Genomic DNA, 18,510 nt, shown 5'->3' with positions numbered 1-18,510 from the left:
AATATTTGTGCGGGCATGTCCCGCAGCCTGCGATTGCTCAGCATCGCGGTCCTCTGGGCGGCCCCCAGCGCTCAAGCCGCCACTCCATCCTCGACAATCGTCTGGGTTCTCGGATCCGACGACAATCAGACGTCGCCTTTCCGTCAGGAAAGCTTCGGCCCGAATGTCCCGCCCGGGTCCGCGACCGCCAAGGATGACGACTACTACTTCGCCGGCACCTACGCCGCCCCGATCGGCGTGCTCGCGACCCATGAGGACGTGATCAATGTCGAGCGGGCGGTGACGCAGGGCGACCCTCGGCAACGCTTCCACTTTCCGCTCGGCCCCGCCGAACGCGGGACCGATTCGCTGCTGACGGTCACGATCGATCTCTTCGGCGGTGGCGCATGGACCGGGGCCTCGGAGCCCGGCTTCCAGACCCACGACGTTTCCGTATCCCTGAACGGCCAGCCGCTCGGCAGCTGGACCGGCATTCACTTCAACAAGACTCTCATCATTCAGGTGCCCGCCGCTTCGGTGGCCGCCCAGGCGGAGGACAATGTCCTGGAAGTCGAGCGCACTGGCGGAGCTACCGGTGGGTATATCCAGTTCGACTACCTGATGCTCGAGGCGGACCCCGACGCGCTTGCCGATGGCGATGGCGACGGAATGCCGCTGTGGTTCGAGGAGACCTACGGGCTGGACGACAGCAATCCGGCCGACGTGACCAACGATCTGGATGGCGACGGCTTGGGCGCGCTCGACGAGTTCAACCTCGGCACCAACCCGACCGACCCTGACAGCGACAACGACGGGCTGTTCGACAATGAGGAGACGGCCACCGACCCGCTGGATCCGGACAGCGATGGCGACGGGCTGGAGGACGGCGACGAAGTTCTCACCAGCCCGATCCTCTTGGATACGGACAGCGACGGCTTTCCCGATGGCTACGAGGTCGAAGCGGGCAGCGATCCGACGGCCTCCGGCTCCACTCCCTTCGTTTTCACAGGGAGCATCGGCGTCCAATTCGTTTCCGAACGGCCGAACTCGGTCCCGATGGGGCCTTGGGAGACGGCCGGGTTGATTCCGGCGACCCACTGGAATCCGACCGCCCGGCTACCGCACTGGGCTCCCAGCGACGATCCGCTGATCGGGTCAATGAGCGCACTGGCGGACGGCAGCGGCACAGCCACCGGCGTCGCGCTCGATTGGTCCTACGACGTGGCGGGCGTCGGCTTTCACACCGGCCCTGGTAACTCCCGTCTATTGTCGGGCATGGTCCAGACCGACAGCCAGGCGGGAGGAATGCAACCGGTCACGCTGACCCTTGGCAGCATCCCGTTCGCGAACTACGACATCATCGTCTATCTGGGCGACCAGTACCTCTACCACCGCGGTTACGCCGAGCTCTCCGGCGACCCGGCGAGTCGACGCTACTTCCTTTCCGACAGCTCGCCGCCCTTCCGCGGGTGGAATGAAGCCACCGCCACCACCGAACCGGACATCGATCTTGCCAATTGCGTGCGGTTCCGTGGGCTCAGCGGCTCCAGCCAGACGGTGATCGTCGAGCAGCTTGATGCCGACCGTGTCGGCGTCCACGCGATCCAGATCGTCGACACATCCTCCGACAGCGATGGCGACGGCATGTCGGACGCCGAAGAGCTGGAAGCCGGCCTTGACCCTTCCACCAACGACGCCACCGCGGATGCCGATGGTGACGGCCTCGACAATGCCGGCGAACTGGCTGCCGGAACGGATCCCCATGATCCGGACAGCGATGACGACGGACTGTCGGATGGTGAGGAAACGACCACCGATCCGTTGGACGGCGATTCCGACGGCGACGGTCTTGCCGATGGCATCGAGGTCAACGGCGACCCCTTCCCGTCAAATCCGCTGCTCGCAGATTCCGATGCCGACGGACATGACGACCCGGTCGAACTGGCCGCCGGCAGTGACCCGGGTGATCCGACCAGCGTTCCCCCTCCGGTTCCCGTGTGGACCGCCGCGACCCGAACGTGGCACTGGCAAGTCGATGACATCACCCTCCGCTGGAACCATCCCCAGTCCCTTCTCGCGGCCCGGCGCGGCACGATGTTCGAGTTGGTGACCGAGCTCGACGACGGCGGTTGGTCCACATCGCTCGCGATGGGTCTCTACTATCAGGACGGTGTCGTGACCCACCGCTTCCGGTGCATCAACAATGTCTTCCATCCGGACGGGAACACAGGCGGCAGCTTCTACAACACCGGATCGACGTCGGCGGCAAACGACAGGAAGGCGGAGCTGGGGCTCAGTGGATATGGAAGCGCTGACGACTCGTATCCGCTGCGATTCGAGTTCACCGCCCACCAGCCCGACGCCGCCACCAACCTCTGGACCCTCACCTTCAATCTCTACCAGACCGCGGACCCCGGCAATCCGGTGCTGATCGCCACCCGCGAGTGGACCAATGCCGTCGCGGCCGACGCCCGACTGCTCGATGGCACCGCGCCGTGGACCAACAACGACGGTGTTGCGAACGTTCCGAGCCTCACGACCGAACCCGGCGTCGAAGCCTACATCACCCGCGATCCGCTGGGGCCTGCTGACACGGACAGCGACGGCATGCCCGACTCGTGGGAAGGCACTTACGGACTGAATGCGACCGACCCGGCTGACGCGACCCTGGATCCCGACGGCGACGGGGTCATCAACCGCGACGAGTGCCTCGCTGGAACCGATCCCAACGATCCCGACACCGATGGAGACGGCGTCAGTGACGGTGAGGAGATCCGTCAGGGATTCTCACCGACTTCGAGCGACTCGACTCCCGTCTGGTACAACTTCAGCGGTAACCCGGATGATCTCGATGGCGACGGACTGTCCGATGCCTGGCTGCTCTGGGCAGGCGGCACACCGCGCGTCGCACTGGCCGATGACGACGGCGACGGCATGACCAATGCCGAGGAAGCCGAAGCCGGTACCGACCCCGACGACCCGAACTCGAAGCTTGATCTGAAGGTGATCGCCAATGGCAGCAACCTCACGCTCGATTGGCCGGATATCCCGGGCAAGGCGCACACCATCGAATACTCCGATGCCCTCGGCAGCTGGGATCCGGCCACCGGGCTGCCGGGCGCGACATCCGCCAACGGACGCCTGAGCATCGAAATCCCCAACGCCTTCACGTCTAACCACGGCTTCTATCGTACTTCGGTGCTGCCGATGGACAGCGACCTCGACGGGGTCGAGGACTGGATCGAGCTCGAGGTGCTGTTCAGCTCCCCGACCGACGCGAATTCGTCCGCCCAGTCCGCCGAACGTGACGGTCAGCCTCCACTCTCCGGGGATGCCAAAACACTGATCGAAAGGCTCTCCACCGGCAGCTACCCCGGGTCCGCCGGCGGAGCCAGCCAGCCGTCACCGACGCAAGCGGCACGCTTCCTGATGCAGGCCACCTTCGGACCCACGCCCGAAGACATCGAGCATGTCCGCGAGATCGGATACGAAGCCTGGATCGACGAGCAGCTGGCGATGCCGCCGTCGAAACTCCAACCCTACATCCAACAGATCAAGCGCGACGCCCGGAACGGCAGGCTTGATCCGCTCTATGACTACAACACCGGCAGCGAGTTCGTCACCGGCAACAACGTCACGACCCCCTGGGCGCGCCACGCGATCGACGGTCCCGACCAGCTGCGCCAGCGGATGGCATTCGCCCTCTCCGAAATTCTCGTTGTTTCACGTCGCGACGCCCAACTCGAACAGAAGCCCGAGGCGATCTCGAACTACTACGACATGCTCATCGATCATGCCTTTGGAAACTATGGAGAACTGCTTCAGGGCGTGGCCATGCACCCTGCGATGGGCTGGTATCTCAGCCACGTCGGAAACCAGAAGGCGGACCCGAGCATTCCCCGGTTTCCCGATGAGAACTTCGCCCGCGAAATCATGCAGCTGTTCAGCATCGGACTGTGGGAACTGAATCCTGACGGCACCCGCAAACTCGATGGAGGTGGCGAACCGATCGAGACCTACGGCAACGACCAGATCACCGAACTGGCGCGCGTGTTCACCGGACTCTACTACGACTCGCCCTACGGATGGGGCAGCGGCGGATGGGACGACTTGCACTACATCCGGCCGATGGTGATGTATCCCGATTACCACGACTTCGGTGCCAAGACCCTCCTCCACGGCTTCGTCATCCCGGCCCGGGAACCGAGTGCCGAGAACGGACTTCAGGACGTGAAGGATGCGGTCAACTCGCTGGTCGACCATCCCAATACCGCTCCCTTCATCTCGAAGAAGCTGATCCAGTTCCTGGTCACCGCGAATCCCTCGCCTGCTTACGTCGGCCGTGTCTCCGCAACCTTCTCCAGTGGAAACCTCGGCGACGTTGCCAAGGCGATCCTGCTCGACCCGGAAGCCCGCGAGCTGACCGGCGACCCGACCTTCGGCAAAGTCCGCGAGCCGGTGATCCGCACGATGCACCTTGGTCGGCTGATGAAGCTGACCGAAGCGCATCCCGAGTTTGTCTGGTGGAATCCGGACGGCACCTACTACGACTACAGTTTTCAGGACCCGACCGGAGCACCTAACGTCTTCAACTTCTTCACTCCCGAATACCAGGCACCGGGCGAGATCCGGAACCTCGGGCTCGTGAGTCCCGGTTTCCAGATCATCGACTCGTACTCGTCCATCTCGTTCCCGAACCTCCTCTGGGACTACATCGACAACGGATTCGGCGCGGGCTACCGCATCGATTTCCCGCCCGACTACTCGGTCCTGATGCCCGTTTCGGACGACGACGACGCGCTGGTCGACCGGGTGAACCTGCTCATCTGCGCCGGTAACATGAGTTCCCGCACCCGCAGCGCCATCCTCGACGCCCTCACCGAACCCGGACTCACACCGAAGGACAAGATCGCCGTCGCGCTCTGGACCGCCATCAACTCACCCGAAGGAGCCACGCAGCGCTGACGCGCTGAAATTCCAAGTCCCAAACTCGAAGTTCCAATTTCCAAGCCCGATAGCCAAGCGCCCCCGAGCTGTCCACCACCCACCCGTTCCATGAAAACGCGCCGCCAATTTCTCGGAGAAGCCAGCTGTGCCGCCATCGGCTCGACCTCGGTCCTCTCGACACTTCTCAACCTGACGATGGCCAACCACGCGTCGGCCGCCAATGGCGAAGCCGCCGGCACGCGCAAGGCTCTCGTCTGCCTGTTTCTGGGTGGAGGGTGTGACACCTTCAATTTCCTGATCCCGATGGACCAACCGGGAGCCTACGACGACTATGCGGCGTCGCGCTCCAACCTGGCCATTCCGCGCAACCAGCTGATCCCGCTCAATTTCACCGACTCACTCGGTCGCAGCTACGGCGTCCACCCGTCCTGCCCGCGGATCGCGGAAATGTTCAACGGTCTCGACGGCGACACTGCACGCAGGCGCCTCAGCTTCCTCGCGAATGTCGGCACACTGGTCGAACCGATCCCGGACAAAGCCGCCTACCTCAGCAAGAGCGTGGCCTTGCCCAAAGCGCTCTTCTCCCATCGTGACCAGGTCGAGCAATGGCAAACCTCCGTGCCTCAAGGAATGCCGGTCCTCACCGGTTGGGCCGGACGGGCGGCGGACATCATCCACTCCACGCTGAACACCGAGCAGACCGGCGGCTACTATATGCCGATGAACTTCTCGCTGTCAGGCAACTCGACCTTCCAGATCGGCGAGAGCGAAGGGCAATTCGTGATTACCAGCAACGGTGCGCTGACCTTTACCGGGACAGGCAGCTCGACACCTGCCCACGTCGCCAAGGGCCAGGCGATCGCCTCGACGGTCGACAGCCCGATCGAGGAGCACTACCGCAACCTCTTCCAGCGGACGCACGGACGCATCACTTCCAACAGCATTGCACGGGGCCAGGAGTTCCAAACGAACTTCGATGCCCCCGGCACGGTCAATGGCATCGACGTCAACGCCACCATCGCCGCGGCGGGATTCCCGAACTCATCGCTGGGACGCAACCTCCAGGCGGCGGTCCGGACCATCGCGATCCGCGACGACCTCAAGCTCCACCGGCAGACGATCTTCATCGAATACGGCGGCTGGGACCACCACAGCGAACTGCTGAACACGCAGGCAGGCATGCTCGCGAACCTCGACCAAGCGCTCCACGCCTTCCTCACCTGTCTCGAGACATTGGGACTGAGTGAAGACGTGATCACCTTCACCGCGTCTGACTTCGGTCGCACCCTCCGGTCCAACGGTCAGGGAACCGACCACGCGTGGGCCGGTCATCAAATGGTGCTGGGCGAGCCGGTCAACGGCGGGTCGATCTTCGGCCACTATCCATCGGTCGCGATCGACGGTCCCGACGACATCGGCCGCGGCGGCCGGGTGTTCCCCCGCCTGTCGGTCGACGAGGTTTTCTGCGAACTCCTCCGCTGGTTCGGCGTCAGCAACGGCGACATGGATCTGGTGCTTCCGAACATCACCAATTTCTACGATCCCACCAGTAGCACGAATCCGGTCGGATTCGTGGCCTGATGATGCGCTCCCGCCGTTTCGCATGGGTCGCGGTCGCGGCAGCCATACTGATCGGAGTGGCATGGCTCATCCGGGACCGCCTGCGGCCCGCGGATCCTGCGGAAAGTTCTACGCCGGCGGTCGACACCCGCAGTCAGGATCCGCGACCGGACGAACCGACAGGGCCGTTTCCAGGCGAGGGTCTCATGCGCGAATACGGCAGTTCGGATTCCACTCCGCTCGATGACCTCGTGGCGCTGCACAGGGTCGTGCGTGGCTACTTTTCAATCGTGAAGGATCAGGAGAAGTATCCGATCGGAGGAAACGAGGATCTTGCCGCCGCCTTGCGCGGTGAGAATGCCTACAAGCAAGCCTTCCTACCTTCCGTCCACCCCGCTTTTGATGACGACGGACGCCTGGTCGATCGATGGGACACGCCGCTCTTCGTCCACCCGGTCGCCGCCCGTGCGATCGAGCTGCGGTCCGCCGGACCGGACCGCACGCTGTTCACCGACGACGATCTCGAGCTCGGCGCCGACGGCTTCGCCCGCTGAACTTACGGAGTGGCGCTTTCCCAAGCGCCATGAGTGGGCGCGGCGACGTCCACGTCGCGCATCACTCCAAATAGCTCTTCAACATCCAAACCGTCTTCTCATGGACCTGGGTGCGAGCGATCATCAGGTCTTCCGACTCCGAATCGCCGCACTCGCCCGCCGCATCCCGTGCCTTCTTCAGATCCGCGAGCAGCTTCTCGTTGGCGGTGACCAGATGCTTCACCATGTCCTGGGCCGAGGCATCCTCACCGATCTCGGGAATCCCCGACATTTCCGCGAGCTTGGCAAGACCGCCCGGTGCCAAGGCTCCCTTGGCGCGGATCCGCTCGGCGATTTCATCGACTGCGACGAACAGCTCGTTGTACTGGGTTTCGAAGGCGGTGTGCAGCGAGAAGAAGGATGGCCCGCGCACATTCCAGTGGCACAGGTGGGTCTGCCCGATCACCGCATAGGTATCGGCAACTACGAGTCGGAGGGAATCAATCAGGTCTTGGTTCATGGTTTCAGCGGACCTTGGCACAGCTCGTTCGGATTTCCACCGATCCTTCGTGAAACTCCTTCGTCGAATCCGCTCACTCCCTTTCGAGCTGGAAGAAAGCCCGCCTGACGCCCGCCGGCGTCTCGATCAGCGATCCCCGGTCCTCGTGGACCTGCTGCCATGGCAAAACAGGTGCGAATCCGCCCGTCAGGTCCTCGCTGCGGCCGAGCTGATAGAACAGTCCGCGCCGCTGCTGCCAGCTGACTTCGACATCCCCTCCCGTCAGTACGGTCACGCCGATCTCCATCGGTTCGGTGAGGATGCTGCCGTCGAAGTAGCGGGTTCCGAGATTCCATGTGAGAATCCCGCACTGCGAGCCGATGATCCGTCCCGGTCCGTCATCGACCGGAACGTGAATTCCGCCGTAGATTCGCGAGATCCCCGCTTCGTCGGACGCATCGTAGTAGGTCGCCCATTGGAGTGCGATGTCGGTCGAAGGTCCGGCCTCGAACTCCAGACCACCCGCCGGCTCCACGAAAGTCCCGAGTCCGCCGGGGAAGTAAGGCGTTCCGGTCAATAGCGTGAGAACCTCGGCGGCGGCCCGGCTGAAAGTGCTGTGCCCAGAGACATAGCCGGCGAAAGCGGGCGTCACAAAGGTGTCGCGCTGATAGGGAAGCCAGTCGCCGGCGAGAATCCACTCAGCACCGGTGTAGTCATTCTCCTTGTCGACCGGCTCGCCGCCCCACGCGAAGATCGCGATCTTGCCCAAGTGCGTGGCCAGGTGCTCATGGCGCTCGCCGGGAGCGGACGAAGCGGTGGTGATCTCCTCGATAAGGTCCGGCACGAGCGGCAGACCATCGGGATGGTAGGAGGCGCGCCCGGAGTCGGTCGACTGACCGAGCCCGCCCATGTAGCGGATGCTACTGATGGGCCGGACGAAATCATAGTAGCGCTTGCAGCCCCATGCAGCGACCGCGCAGTCGTGCACCGAGGCGTTCAGGAGAAAATACATCTTCACGTCCCACTCCAGCGGATCGAGCACCGGCCCCGCTCCGCCGAAGCGGGCCTCGAAGTCCGGATGTTCGACGACTTCATTGGCCAGCGTGTTCCAGTGACCCGGCGGTGTCTCCGAACTCGGACCATCAGCCCAAAACTCGGCCACCACCCGCCCGTAGTCAGCGTGGTTCACGATGTTCGGCTCGTAGGGCAAACCCGTGACCGGATTCACCGCATAACCGCTGCCATCATTCGTCCCCAGCGTGTTGTTGCCCCGCGATGCGGGCGAAATGTCGATCATCACGCCGGCGTCGGGGTGCAGGTAGCTGCTGTGCTCGATCACCGTTACGCTGCCGTCCTTGAACTCTACCTCCGTCGCCGGGTCGCCAAGCTGAGGCGGCATTCCCGGATCAAGATAGACGAACTGGCCGGTTCCACGCGAAAGGGAGAACGGCGTGACGTCTCCCCAGTGTGCACCCACGAAACTCTGGATGGTCGACTCGAGGACCTGGCCGTTCTGCGTCACCTGCTGCACGAACTCGAGCGGCTGCCAATGGTTCGGATCGTTCATCACGGTTCCGGTGAATCTCAGGTCGAGCGGATCATTGACCGGGGTGTAGGTCGGGTCGGTGAAGCCGCCCAGCTCGTTCGACCCATCATTGAGCGACCAGTTGATGATCGTTTCCGCCACCCGGTTCCCCACCGCGGCGGGACTGCTCCCTTCCGTGGTGGAGTTCGCAGGGTCGTACCCCAGCGATGCCATCAGCAGCTTCAGGTGACGCTCGACAGTGTCCGCGTTGCGCTGCGGAGTGATCGGATGATGATATTCGTAGTAGCGCCGGATCATCATCCGGTAGGCGGCATAGCTGATCGCTTCATGACGCGCGGCGGTGATGTTCGATGCCCCGGTCTGATCCTCGCGATGCAGATAGCCCACCGCTACCGGATCGTAGGCCGCCCACGCGTCGTACATCGCCGTGGAAATGTGGAACAGGTTCCACGCGTGTACCGGAGGATCCGGGAACGAGAGCCGGATGGCGGCGAGGTTCTCCTCATTCCAAACATGGGCGATCGATCGCGAGACCGGTGCCTCGATGAGTTCGTTGCTCAACCCGTAAAGGTGGAAGCTGCCGCTGTTCGCCGGTGCTCCGCCGGGAACCGCAGCTCGCAAGACGAGTTCGCTACCCTCGGCCACGTAGCGGAATTTCAGCATCAGGGCGACGTGGTTGTTGGTGCCTCCCGCCATCAAGCCGGGCCGGTCCTCGAGGAACTCGTCGACGGTCGCGACGTCCGACCCGTTTTCAAACTGGAGATCGATGCGTCGCCCGCTCGACGCAGGATTGTCGTCCCACATTCTCAGATAGACACGCAGATCGTAGGCGGTTCCGGGCGTCAGTCCGCTCAAGGTGAACGTTTGGAAACTCCCGCCGCCCCCGCCGCCACCCGAGTAGCTGAAGCCTCCCAACAGATCGAGTAGTCCCGGCCCGGTGACTCCGCCGGTCGCCGGGACCCAATCGCCATTGTTCACCGGTGCGATGGCCGACATTCCGTCGGGGGCATTCCATGCGAGATCGGCAGGGCTTGCGGTGGGTGTCAGCTCTTCAAACAACACGCCGTTGATGGTCGCCGCGCCTCCTCCGCTGACCGCGTGGGTGTAGGTCTTTGCCGGATCGACGCCCGAGCTGAGGTCATCCGTCAGCACCGCATACTCAAGTTCGAATGGAGGCGGAGGAAAGAACTCGGCATCAAGCGGGTTGCTGCCCTTTTCGACCTCGAGACCATCCCGGAAGCCGTCGGAGTCGGTATCGAAAAGCAGCGGGTTGGTGCCGGTATCTCCAGCATCGACGAAGATGCCGGTGTTGGACTCGACACCGTCGCTGAGACCGTCTCCATCGGTGTCGGCCGAAGTCGGATCGGTGGGATCGCGAAGTCCCGCCCCCAGGATCTCACTGCCGTCCTCGAGCGTGTCGCCATCGGTATCGACCAGCGTCGGATCCAGATCGGGATACGCCCCCTGTGTCAGCTGGTATTCCTCGAGGTCGGTCAGTGAGTCGGCATCGAAATTTCCGCTTCCCGCCCCCGGACCCGGACCCGTCGCGAGTCCGTTGAGATCGGTCAGGTTGCCGACCTGAGCCATCTCCCAATCATCGGGCAGGTTGTCCGCGTCGTTGTCGTTTCCGAGGGGTGGCGAGGTCGCAAGGATCGTCAGGTTGTCGATCAAGGTCCCGGGCTCGTTGGTTCCGAGTTCCATCCCGAATTGACCGACGTTCCCACTCAGCGAAAAGGTCTCTTCCGCCACCTGTGTGCCGTCGACCGAGGCCTCGACGAGTACCTCCGCGCCATCGGCAAATGACTGGATTCCATAGGTGATGACGACGTGCCGGGCGGTCAGCACCGGCGTGAAGTTTCCGCCGGCCGTGCCCGCGGCGTTCTTGAAGAACTGGGTACCGCCGTTGTTGCGGAAAAGGATCCCGAAGTCGGTGCCGGCATGATTCACCCGCATTCCCGGCTCGGGGAGGGTGGCGAAGTCAGGGAAGCCGACGTTGAACGAAACCCAGTCGGTGGATGTGTCGTCCGTCGGGATGTAGTCGAACTCCACCTGCACCGCGCCCGCCGCGAGGATCGCCGCTCCGGCGGTGCCGCTCGCCCAGTCGAAGTTCTCGATCGGCGCGCCACCCGGTGGCACCTCGAAACGCAACCGGCCACCGTTCAGCTGGACCTGCATGCCGACCAGTGTCTGCTGGGTGCCCGACGAACGAACCTCGATGTCCGAAGCGAGTGTGCCGCTCCGTCTGCCGGTCAGATCGGCGGCGTCGAACGAAGCCGAGTCCGCGACATCGAAGTTGTCGGCGAAAAGCGCGGGAGGTGGAGGGGGGAAGTCGAGGTCATCCGAAGGATCCGTACCCGCCGCGACCTCGGCGGCATCGCCCGCCCAGTCGCCGTCGGTGTTGAAGAGATTCGGATTCGACCGATAGGGAACGCCGGCGATGGTTCCGCTGTCCGGATCTTCGTCGCCGTCCTGCAGGGTGTCGTTGTCGCTGTCCGCATCGAGCGGATTGGTCCCGGTGTCCTCCGCGCTCACCCAGATGCCGGTGAGCGTTTCCACACCATCGTTGTAGTTGTCGTTGTCGCTATCCGGATCCTGCGGGTCGGTGCCCGCGAGGTACTCCTCGAGGTTGGTAAAGGGATCGCCCGTGGGACCGTCGTTGTCCGGGTCGTCATTGGCGTCGTCCACCACGGGATTCAGGCTGTTCGCGACCTCGTAATCATCCGGCAGCGTGTCGCCGTCCGAGTCGATCGCATTCGGATCCGTGACCGAACCGTTGCCGGCGTCGACTTCGACAAAGTCACTCAGGGTGTCGCCATCCGAATCGGATTTGTTCGGATCCGTCGGCTCACCCGGCAGCGCACCGGCCACTCCCCCGCTCCACGGGTTGAGCAATCCATTGACCTCCTCACCGTCGGTCAGTCCGTCGCCATCGGTGTCCGCCACGGTCGGATCGGTCGCATTCTGATACTCCTCGAGGTTTGTCAGCCCGTCCGGCTCGGGATCGTCACCGGGCAGCATCGAAGTGATCGAGGGTGGAGTCGTGTAGGCTTCCTCGAAAAAGTCGGGAATGCCGTCACCATCGGTGTCGGTGCTGAAGAGAACCTGTTGGCTGATGCTGTAGAAGCCGTCGGTCGTTCCAACCGCGCCGGTGGCGATGCTTCCCAAACTCGACGTCCGCCCGTCCGGCCAGGTGATGTCGACAGTCGCGGTCGTCGCCAGACCGGTGCCGAACTCGACATCGAGACTGCTGGTGCTGGCCGCATTGCTGCTTCCGGAGACCACCTCGCGCATCATCGTTTCGCCCGGCTCGATGACACTGTCGTTGTCGAGATCCGCCACCACCGTGACCCGCGCGCCGATCGCATCGAGCGAGCTCCGCAAGTCACCAGGCAAGGTCGGGTCACCCGTCAGCTTGACACTCAGGTAACGCCCGGGCGACGCCGTCGTGTTCTCGAAGAAGGCCGCCGGGTCGTTGTTGTTCGAGGGATGGCGCGGGTCGTTGTTGAGATTGCAAACGATCAGGTCGAGCAAGCCGTCGCGGTTGTAGTCGGCGACAATGCTGCCCTTGCCGTTGGTGCCCGCATTGAGCACTCCGGCGGAAGCCGCGACATTGGTGATGCTCGAAGTCAGCGGGTCCAGCGGGTCGCTGAACTCGAAGAGGGCCTCGTCGGTCGGAGCGAGCGATGGCGGATCGTTGGTGAAGTGGACTTCAAGCACGCCGTCATTGTCGAAGTCCTCCATCTGCACCCCCCAGCAAAGCCCGGCATCCATGTTGCGATGGTCGAAGCCGAGGGTTCCGTCGGGAACCAAGCGATTGACCAACACGTCATTCGGTCCGGTCGAACCGAAACTCGGATTGTCGGAAATGATGATGTCGAAGTCGCCATCGCCATCGATGTCGCCGACGTTCACTCCCATCGCCGAGCGGCTCCAGTTCGCGACGAGCTCGGGGTGGTTGTAGGTGTCGGTCTGGAAGCCCTGCCACGTCCCGCCGACATCGTCGCCAAGATTGAGATAGAGCATGTCCTTGTCCTCGCCCTTCCCGGTCTTGTTGGTGACCAGCAGATCCGGCCAACCATCGTTGTTGAAGTCGGTGAAGATGACCGCATTCGTGGCGCTGTAGGTCTGCCCCGGAATCGTGGGACTCCCGGTCGAGCTTTCGAAGCCGGTCGGGCCGAGCGTCGCGCCCGCAACGCTGCCCGGCGTGCCATTCGGCCCGCCGGTACTCATGTTGGTGAAGGTGCCGTTGGCGTTGTTGCGGTAGTAGTAATCGCGCTGCCCGGCGAAGTCGTGATTGCCGACGTAGAGGTCGAGATCACCGTCCCGGTCGGGATCTCCCCACGCCGCGGTCAGCGATGAAGAGTTGCTGCCGGCAACTCCCGCCGTCGCGGTAACATTCGTGAATCCCAGCGAACCGGTTTCGATCAGCTCGTTCCGGAAAAGGACATCGCCCTGGTTCCAGTTCGTGACGAACAAATCAAGGTCGCCGTCGTTGTCGTAGTCCGCCGCCACCGCACCCGTCCCGGCACCGGTGTCGCCGGCACCAAGAGCGTTCACCTGAAGTTGGAAGGTCCGTCCGCCGGAGCCATCGGACACATTGAGGTAGAGCTCGTTGGCAACGTTGTGGCGGATGAGGTAGAGATCCGCGAATCCGTCGTTGTCGACGTCCGCGAAGACTCCCCCGGGACCGTGAAGATCGCCGGAAGTCGCCCGGTAGGCACCGAGGTTCTTCGCGACGGTTACATCCTGGAACACCGGGTTGGCGCCAGCGGGAAACGCCGCGAGTGCCAACCAAGTGGCTGCCGTCCATCGGTTGAGAAGGTCAGACATGTCGTCGGGGGGTTGAGAAAAGAACGCCCGGATCCCCCCGAGGAGATCCGGGCGCCTGGAGTGGCTTGCTATTGATCCTCGACCCGGAAGAAGTCACGACCCGCATTGAGCTGTGCGGCCGGGATCCGGAAGCGGTTGGGCTGGCCACCGCCATCGTTCTCCTCGATCACACCCGGAACATCGGTGAACGGTGCGCTGAGGTCGTCGGACGACGTCACCTTGCGCCCGGCGGTTCCGCTGTTCACGTCGATGAAGAAGTCGGAGCCGATGAAGCCGGAGTCCACCACCTTGAGTTCGGTTCCGCTGCCGAAGACCTCGTTGGTCATCCCATACATGTGGTAGGACCCCGTGGCGAATGATGGCACCTCGGCATCGAGGGTGATCGACGTCGCGTTGGCGGTGTATTGGTAGGAGATGTAATAAGCGCTCATCGGCTCGCCGTTGTTCAGCACGAAGTCGGGTCGATCGAGCGGGATCGGGGCCATCGGATCGAAGACGTCGCCCCCATTGGTGACCACGAAGTTGATCAGGCGTTCGACCGCTGGATCCCATGAGCGGATATAAAGCCGCAGCTCGTAAGTCTCACCGATCGTCAGACCGGACAGTGTGTAGGTCTGGAATGATCCCGACGAGCCCGACGAGAATGTGAACGAGTCCAGCAACTGCTGCATGTCCGTTCCATCCAGGCCCACCGTAGCCGGGGTCCACTGATTGAGGTTGTTGTTCACCACCGACCGTGATCCGCCGTTCGTGTTCCAGTCGAAGTTCGGAGGCGTCAGGGTGTTCGTCAGGGTGTCGAAGGCCACACCATTGACCGTGACCGGATCGACCCCGCCGCAGATCTTGTGGGTGTAGGTCTTGCCCGGATCGAGCCCCGAAGTCGCATCGCTAGTGATCTCGACAACCTGGATTGCGCTCGGAAGGAAGCTGTTGATGTCGTTCGGGTCGGATCCGTTGTTCACTTCGACCCCGTCCTCGACCAGATCGCCATCGGTATCCACCTGGGTCGGATCACTGCCGGTGTCGTTGCCATCGACGAAGGTGCCGGTATTGGTTTCCTGAAGGTCGGTGAGACCGTCGTCGTCCGTATCCGCCAAAGTCGGGTCGGTTGCCGGCCGCGATCCGGTCGGGAAGACTTCCTCTCCATCGAGAAGGCCGTCGTTGTCCGAGTCATCGTCCATCGGGTCGATGAGCGGGTAGGTCGACTGGCTGAGCTCATATTCCTCGAAGTCCGAAAGACCGTCCGAGTCGAAGTCCGCCGGATCAGGACCAAGGGTCGTGATATTGCCCGCGAACGAAATCTCCCAGTCGTCCGGAAGGTCGTCGAGGTCATCGTCCTTGCTGACCGTGAGGACCAGTTCGAGGTCGGACGTCTCAGTCATTCCCACGCCATCGGTGCCCTGCACGCGGACGAAGAACTGCTGGCCTTCGACGGAAGCCCCGCCGGTGAAGTCGGCATTGACCTGAAGCTGGCTGCCGACGACCTGGAACAGTCCGTTGTCGGTATCGCCGGCACCGGCCACTAGAGCGAATGTGGAGCCCGGGTCGGGCACCGCGTCGAAGTAGCCGGAAAGGTCGGCAACCACGGTGCCGACCGGGTCTCCGGAAACGAAGGTATCGCCAACCGCTCCGATGGCATAGACTTCGTCTCCCGCGACTTCGTTGGTCAGGCCATACATGTGGAAGCTGCCGGTCGTTCCCTGCGCGGACTCATGGATTGCCGTGTCGATGACAAGTTCGGTGCCCTGTGCCTGGTAGGCGAACTCAAGGTAGTAGGCATCCTGATTGTCACCGGTGCCCAGGACGATTCCCGGGCGGTCCTCCGGCAGCGCTTGATAAGGCGTCACGACCTGAGCCCCGTTCGTGAGGGTCAGGTCAATCGGACGGCCGGAGCCCGCCGTATCCCACGCCCGGATGTAGAAGCGGAAAATGTAGTCCTCACCCGGGGTCAGGCCGCTCAGGGTGAAATGCTGCGCGGCGTTCGCGACGTTGCCATTACCGCTGTAAGTGAAGCTGTCGAAGAGGTCGAGAAGCCCGCTACCGGTGACGTTCGGCACCCAACCGCCATTGTTGTTGTCGATCTGGCTCCGCTGATACGTCTCAGTATCCCAATTGAAGTTGGGCGGTGTTAGACCCGGGTCGAGGACATCGAAGACCACGCCGTTGACCGTCGCCGGTTCGCTACCGGCGATGGCGTGGGTGTAGGTCTTGGTGGGGCTGATGCCCGAGAGTTCCTCGGAAAGCAGCTTCTGCACCGAGACACCCGCACCGACGATGGCCGGGAACGAGACCGGATCGAAGGGGTCGGTCCCCTGCACAACCTCGTAGGAATCGCGAGCGCCGTCGTCGTCCGTGTCGGGGTCGGTCGGATTCGTGCCGGTATCGGACGGGTCGACGTAAGTGAGCGTGTTGCTCTCGATATCGTCGTTGAGACCGTCGAGGTCGGTGTCCGCGAGCAGCGGATTGGTCGGCGGGCGGAAGCCGGTCGGGAACAGCTCTTCGAGGTCATCGAGATTGTCCGAGTCCGTATCCGCCAAGGTCGGGTTGGTCCCGGCAGCGACCTCCTCGGCGAAGGTCAGCGTGTCGCCATCGGTATCGCCATCGGCCGAGTTGTCGACGACCGGGCTGTAGGGACCACCCCAGCCGACCTCGTCGCCATCCGAAGCTCCGTCGCCGTCGGTATCGGCGAGATTCGGATTGGTGATGAAAGTGTCGGCACCGGCGACGACTTCCTCGTCGTCATCGATCCCGTCGCCATCGCTATCCGCGACGAGCGGATTGGTCGGAGCGCCGGGCGCGACGGTCGGAGCGTCACCCGCGACAGCGCCGATCTGATAGGGGTTCTGGAGGCCGTTCACCTCGTCCCCATCGATGAGATTGTCCGAATCGGTATCGTCGAGCAGCACGTCGGTTCCCGCTGCAAGCTCGGCCGTCACGTCGAGGCCATCGCTGTCGAAATCGTCCGCCGAGTTGTCGACATTCGGATCGTAGGGCGGATTGTTGTTGGTCTCGAAGAGATCACCCAAGCCGTCCGAGTCGGAATCCGGAAGGGTCGGATCGGATCCGGTATCGGAGGCGCTGACGAAGGTGTCGGTGTTGGTCTCCACATCGTCATCGAGGCCGTCGGCATCGGTATCGGCCAAGGTCGGATTGGTCGGCGGCCGCGAGCCCGCGCCAGCGACCTCGGCACCGTCGAGCAAGGTGTCGGCGTCCGAGTCATCGACCGAAATGTCGAGGAATGGGTAGGTCGAGACGATCAGGTTGTACTCGTCGATGTCGAGCAATCCGTCGCCGTCGAAGTCCCCGGAGGTCGCGCCCGGTCCGGGCCCCGCACCGAGACCGTTCAGGTCGGTGATGTTGCCGCGCTCGGCCAGTTCGAATGGATCCGGGATGCCGTCGAGGTCGTCATCCTTCGTCACCGTGAGCACCAGTTCGACCTCGGCGGTATCGAGCGAGCCGTTGTCGGTGCCCTGCACACGGACAAAGAACTGCTGGCCGTCGACCGAGTTGGCGCCGGTGAAATCGGAATTCACCTGGAGCTCGTTGCCGGAAATCTGGAACAGGCCGTTGTCGGTGTCGCCGGCACCCGCGACCAAAGCGAACGTCGTCGGCCCCTCCAGTCCGCCGATCGCACCGGTCAGTGTGCCGACGGGCGTGCCGATCGGATCTCCCGAATCGAAGGCGGTGTCATCGATGGAAACCGGATCCCGACGCCAGACGGTGAGGTTGTCGACAAAGTGGCCACCGAAGTTAGTGCCCAGTTCCATGTACATCGAACCGGACGGGCCGTCTTCCCACAGACGCGTGTCGTCGACCAGCACCTGCCCATCCACTTCCATGATGGCCCGGACACTCTGGCCAGTCGCGAAGGAGTCGGTGATGTAGGTGATTTCCACATGCCGGGTCACTCCGCCGGCAGGGGCCGGGGTCAACGTGCCTCCCACATTCCCTCCCGGAAAGTACTGCGTAGCGCCATTCCCCCGGAACAGGATCCCGAAGTCATCATTGGTCAAGTTTGCGCTGTCCGCGTTCACCGTCCCGACCTGGAACGAGACCCAATCGCTCGTCGTGTTGTTCGGCGGTGTCCAATCGAAGCTGACGACGAAGTTCGAGTTGTCGAGAATCAGAGCGCCGATCGCTCCTGCGCCCCAGTCATAGCGGTTGCCGCCGCCAAACGGGCCCGGCTCGGCCTCGAAACGCACTCCGTTATTGCCACCGGCCGGCAGATAGAGCTGCTGGTTGTTGATATCCTGTTGGAAGCCCCAGGAACGGAGCCGGATGTCGGCCGCGCCGAGTCCCGACCGGCGGCCGGTCAGCGGTGCGGCGTCGAAGTTGGTGGTATTCGCGACGTTGAAATTGTCCGCGAAGAGGATGGTTTGCGCGGGCGCGACGGGCGCCAGCGCCCCGGTTGCCGCGAGGGCAAGGATTCGAGGTTTCATGGGTTTTGGGTTCGGGTTTGACGACGGTTTGGGCGATTCACCGGCACGTCTGCGACATGGCAAGGCGACTCCACCTATAACAAGTCATCTCCCGAAACCCCCATTCCTGACAAGAAATGTTTCGTATGTGGACCGAGCGCCTCAGGGATCGGCCTCAGACAGGCCACGATCGATGAT

Annotated in this window: 6 protein-coding genes; 3 read left to right on the top strand and 3 right to left on the bottom strand. The window is 63.2% G+C overall.

Translation table 11 applies throughout. From position 1 onward, the window contains the following. Positions 1–15: 15 nt before the first annotated feature. The 3 genes from HAHE_RS09525 (at position 16) to HAHE_RS09515 (ending at position 7,040) form a co-directional block, all read left to right on the top strand. Positions 16–4,944: a DUF1800 family protein gene (locus HAHE_RS09525; RefSeq protein WP_338690512.1), complete on the top strand. Its 4,929-nt coding sequence runs from the start codon at positions 16–18 to the stop codon at positions 4,942–4,944. Between the two features lie 90 nt (positions 4,945–5,034). Next, positions 5,035–6,507: a DUF1501 domain-containing protein gene (locus tag HAHE_RS09520; RefSeq protein ID WP_338690511.1), complete on the top strand. Its 1,473-nt coding sequence runs from the start codon at positions 5,035–5,037 to the stop codon at positions 6,505–6,507. Beyond that, positions 6,507–7,040 carry a hypothetical protein gene (locus tag HAHE_RS09515; protein WP_338690510.1) on the top strand — a complete coding sequence of 178 codons (534 nt, stop codon included), beginning with the start codon at positions 6,507–6,509 and terminating at the stop codon, positions 7,038–7,040. The genes HAHE_RS09520 and HAHE_RS09515 overlap by 1 nt, the downstream gene beginning before the upstream one ends. A gap of 61 nt (positions 7,041–7,101) precedes the next feature. Here HAHE_RS09515 and HAHE_RS09510 read toward each other — a convergent pair whose 3' ends face one another. The 3 genes from HAHE_RS09510 to HAHE_RS09500 all read right to left on the bottom strand — a co-directional run bounded on the left by HAHE_RS09510 (position 7,102) and on the right by HAHE_RS09500 (position 18,333). Beyond that, positions 7,102–7,539, bottom strand: coding sequence for a DNA starvation/stationary phase protection protein (locus HAHE_RS09510; RefSeq protein WP_338690508.1), 438 nt, complete (start codon positions 7,537–7,539; stop codon positions 7,102–7,104). A 73-nt stretch (positions 7,540–7,612) separates the two neighbouring features. After that, positions 7,613–13,894 carry an FG-GAP-like repeat-containing protein gene (locus tag HAHE_RS09505; protein WP_338690506.1) on the bottom strand — a complete coding sequence of 2,094 codons (6,282 nt, stop codon included), beginning with the start codon at positions 13,892–13,894 and terminating at the stop codon, positions 7,613–7,615. Between the two features lie 68 nt (positions 13,895–13,962). After that, a complete protein-coding gene (locus HAHE_RS09500) occupies positions 13,963–18,333 on the bottom strand; it encodes a hypothetical protein (protein ID WP_338690505.1) in 4,371 nt (1,456 codons plus the stop codon). Positions 18,334–18,510 lie beyond the last annotated feature (177 nt).

Source organism: Haloferula helveola (genome assembly GCF_037076345.1).
GTDB lineage: Bacteria > Verrucomicrobiota > Verrucomicrobiia > Verrucomicrobiales > Akkermansiaceae > Haloferula > Haloferula helveola.
Note: the sequence above shows the minus strand (reverse complement) of the source record. Positions and strands in the feature narration are given on the sequence as shown.

Bases quoted from the DNA above. Each gene is read 5' to 3' on its own strand.
- HAHE_RS09525 (WP_338690512.1), top strand. From the start codon at position 16: ATGTCCCGCAGCCTGCGATTGCTCAGCATCGCGGTCCTCTGGGCGGCC.
- HAHE_RS09520 (WP_338690511.1), top strand. From the start codon at position 5,035: ATGAAAACGCGCCGCCAATTTCTCGGAGAAGCCAGCTGTGCCGCCATC.
- HAHE_RS09515 (WP_338690510.1), top strand. From the start codon at position 6,507: ATGATGCGCTCCCGCCGTTTCGCATGGGTCGCGGTCGCGGCAGCCATA.
- HAHE_RS09510 (WP_338690508.1), bottom strand. From the start codon at position 7,539: ATGAACCAAGACCTGATTGATTCCCTCCGACTCGTAGTTGCCGATACC.
- HAHE_RS09505 (WP_338690506.1), bottom strand. From the start codon at position 13,894: ATGTCTGACCTTCTCAACCGATGGACGGCAGCCACTTGGTTGGCACTC.
- HAHE_RS09500 (WP_338690505.1), bottom strand. From the start codon at position 18,333: ATGAAACCTCGAATCCTTGCCCTCGCGGCAACCGGGGCGCTGGCGCCC.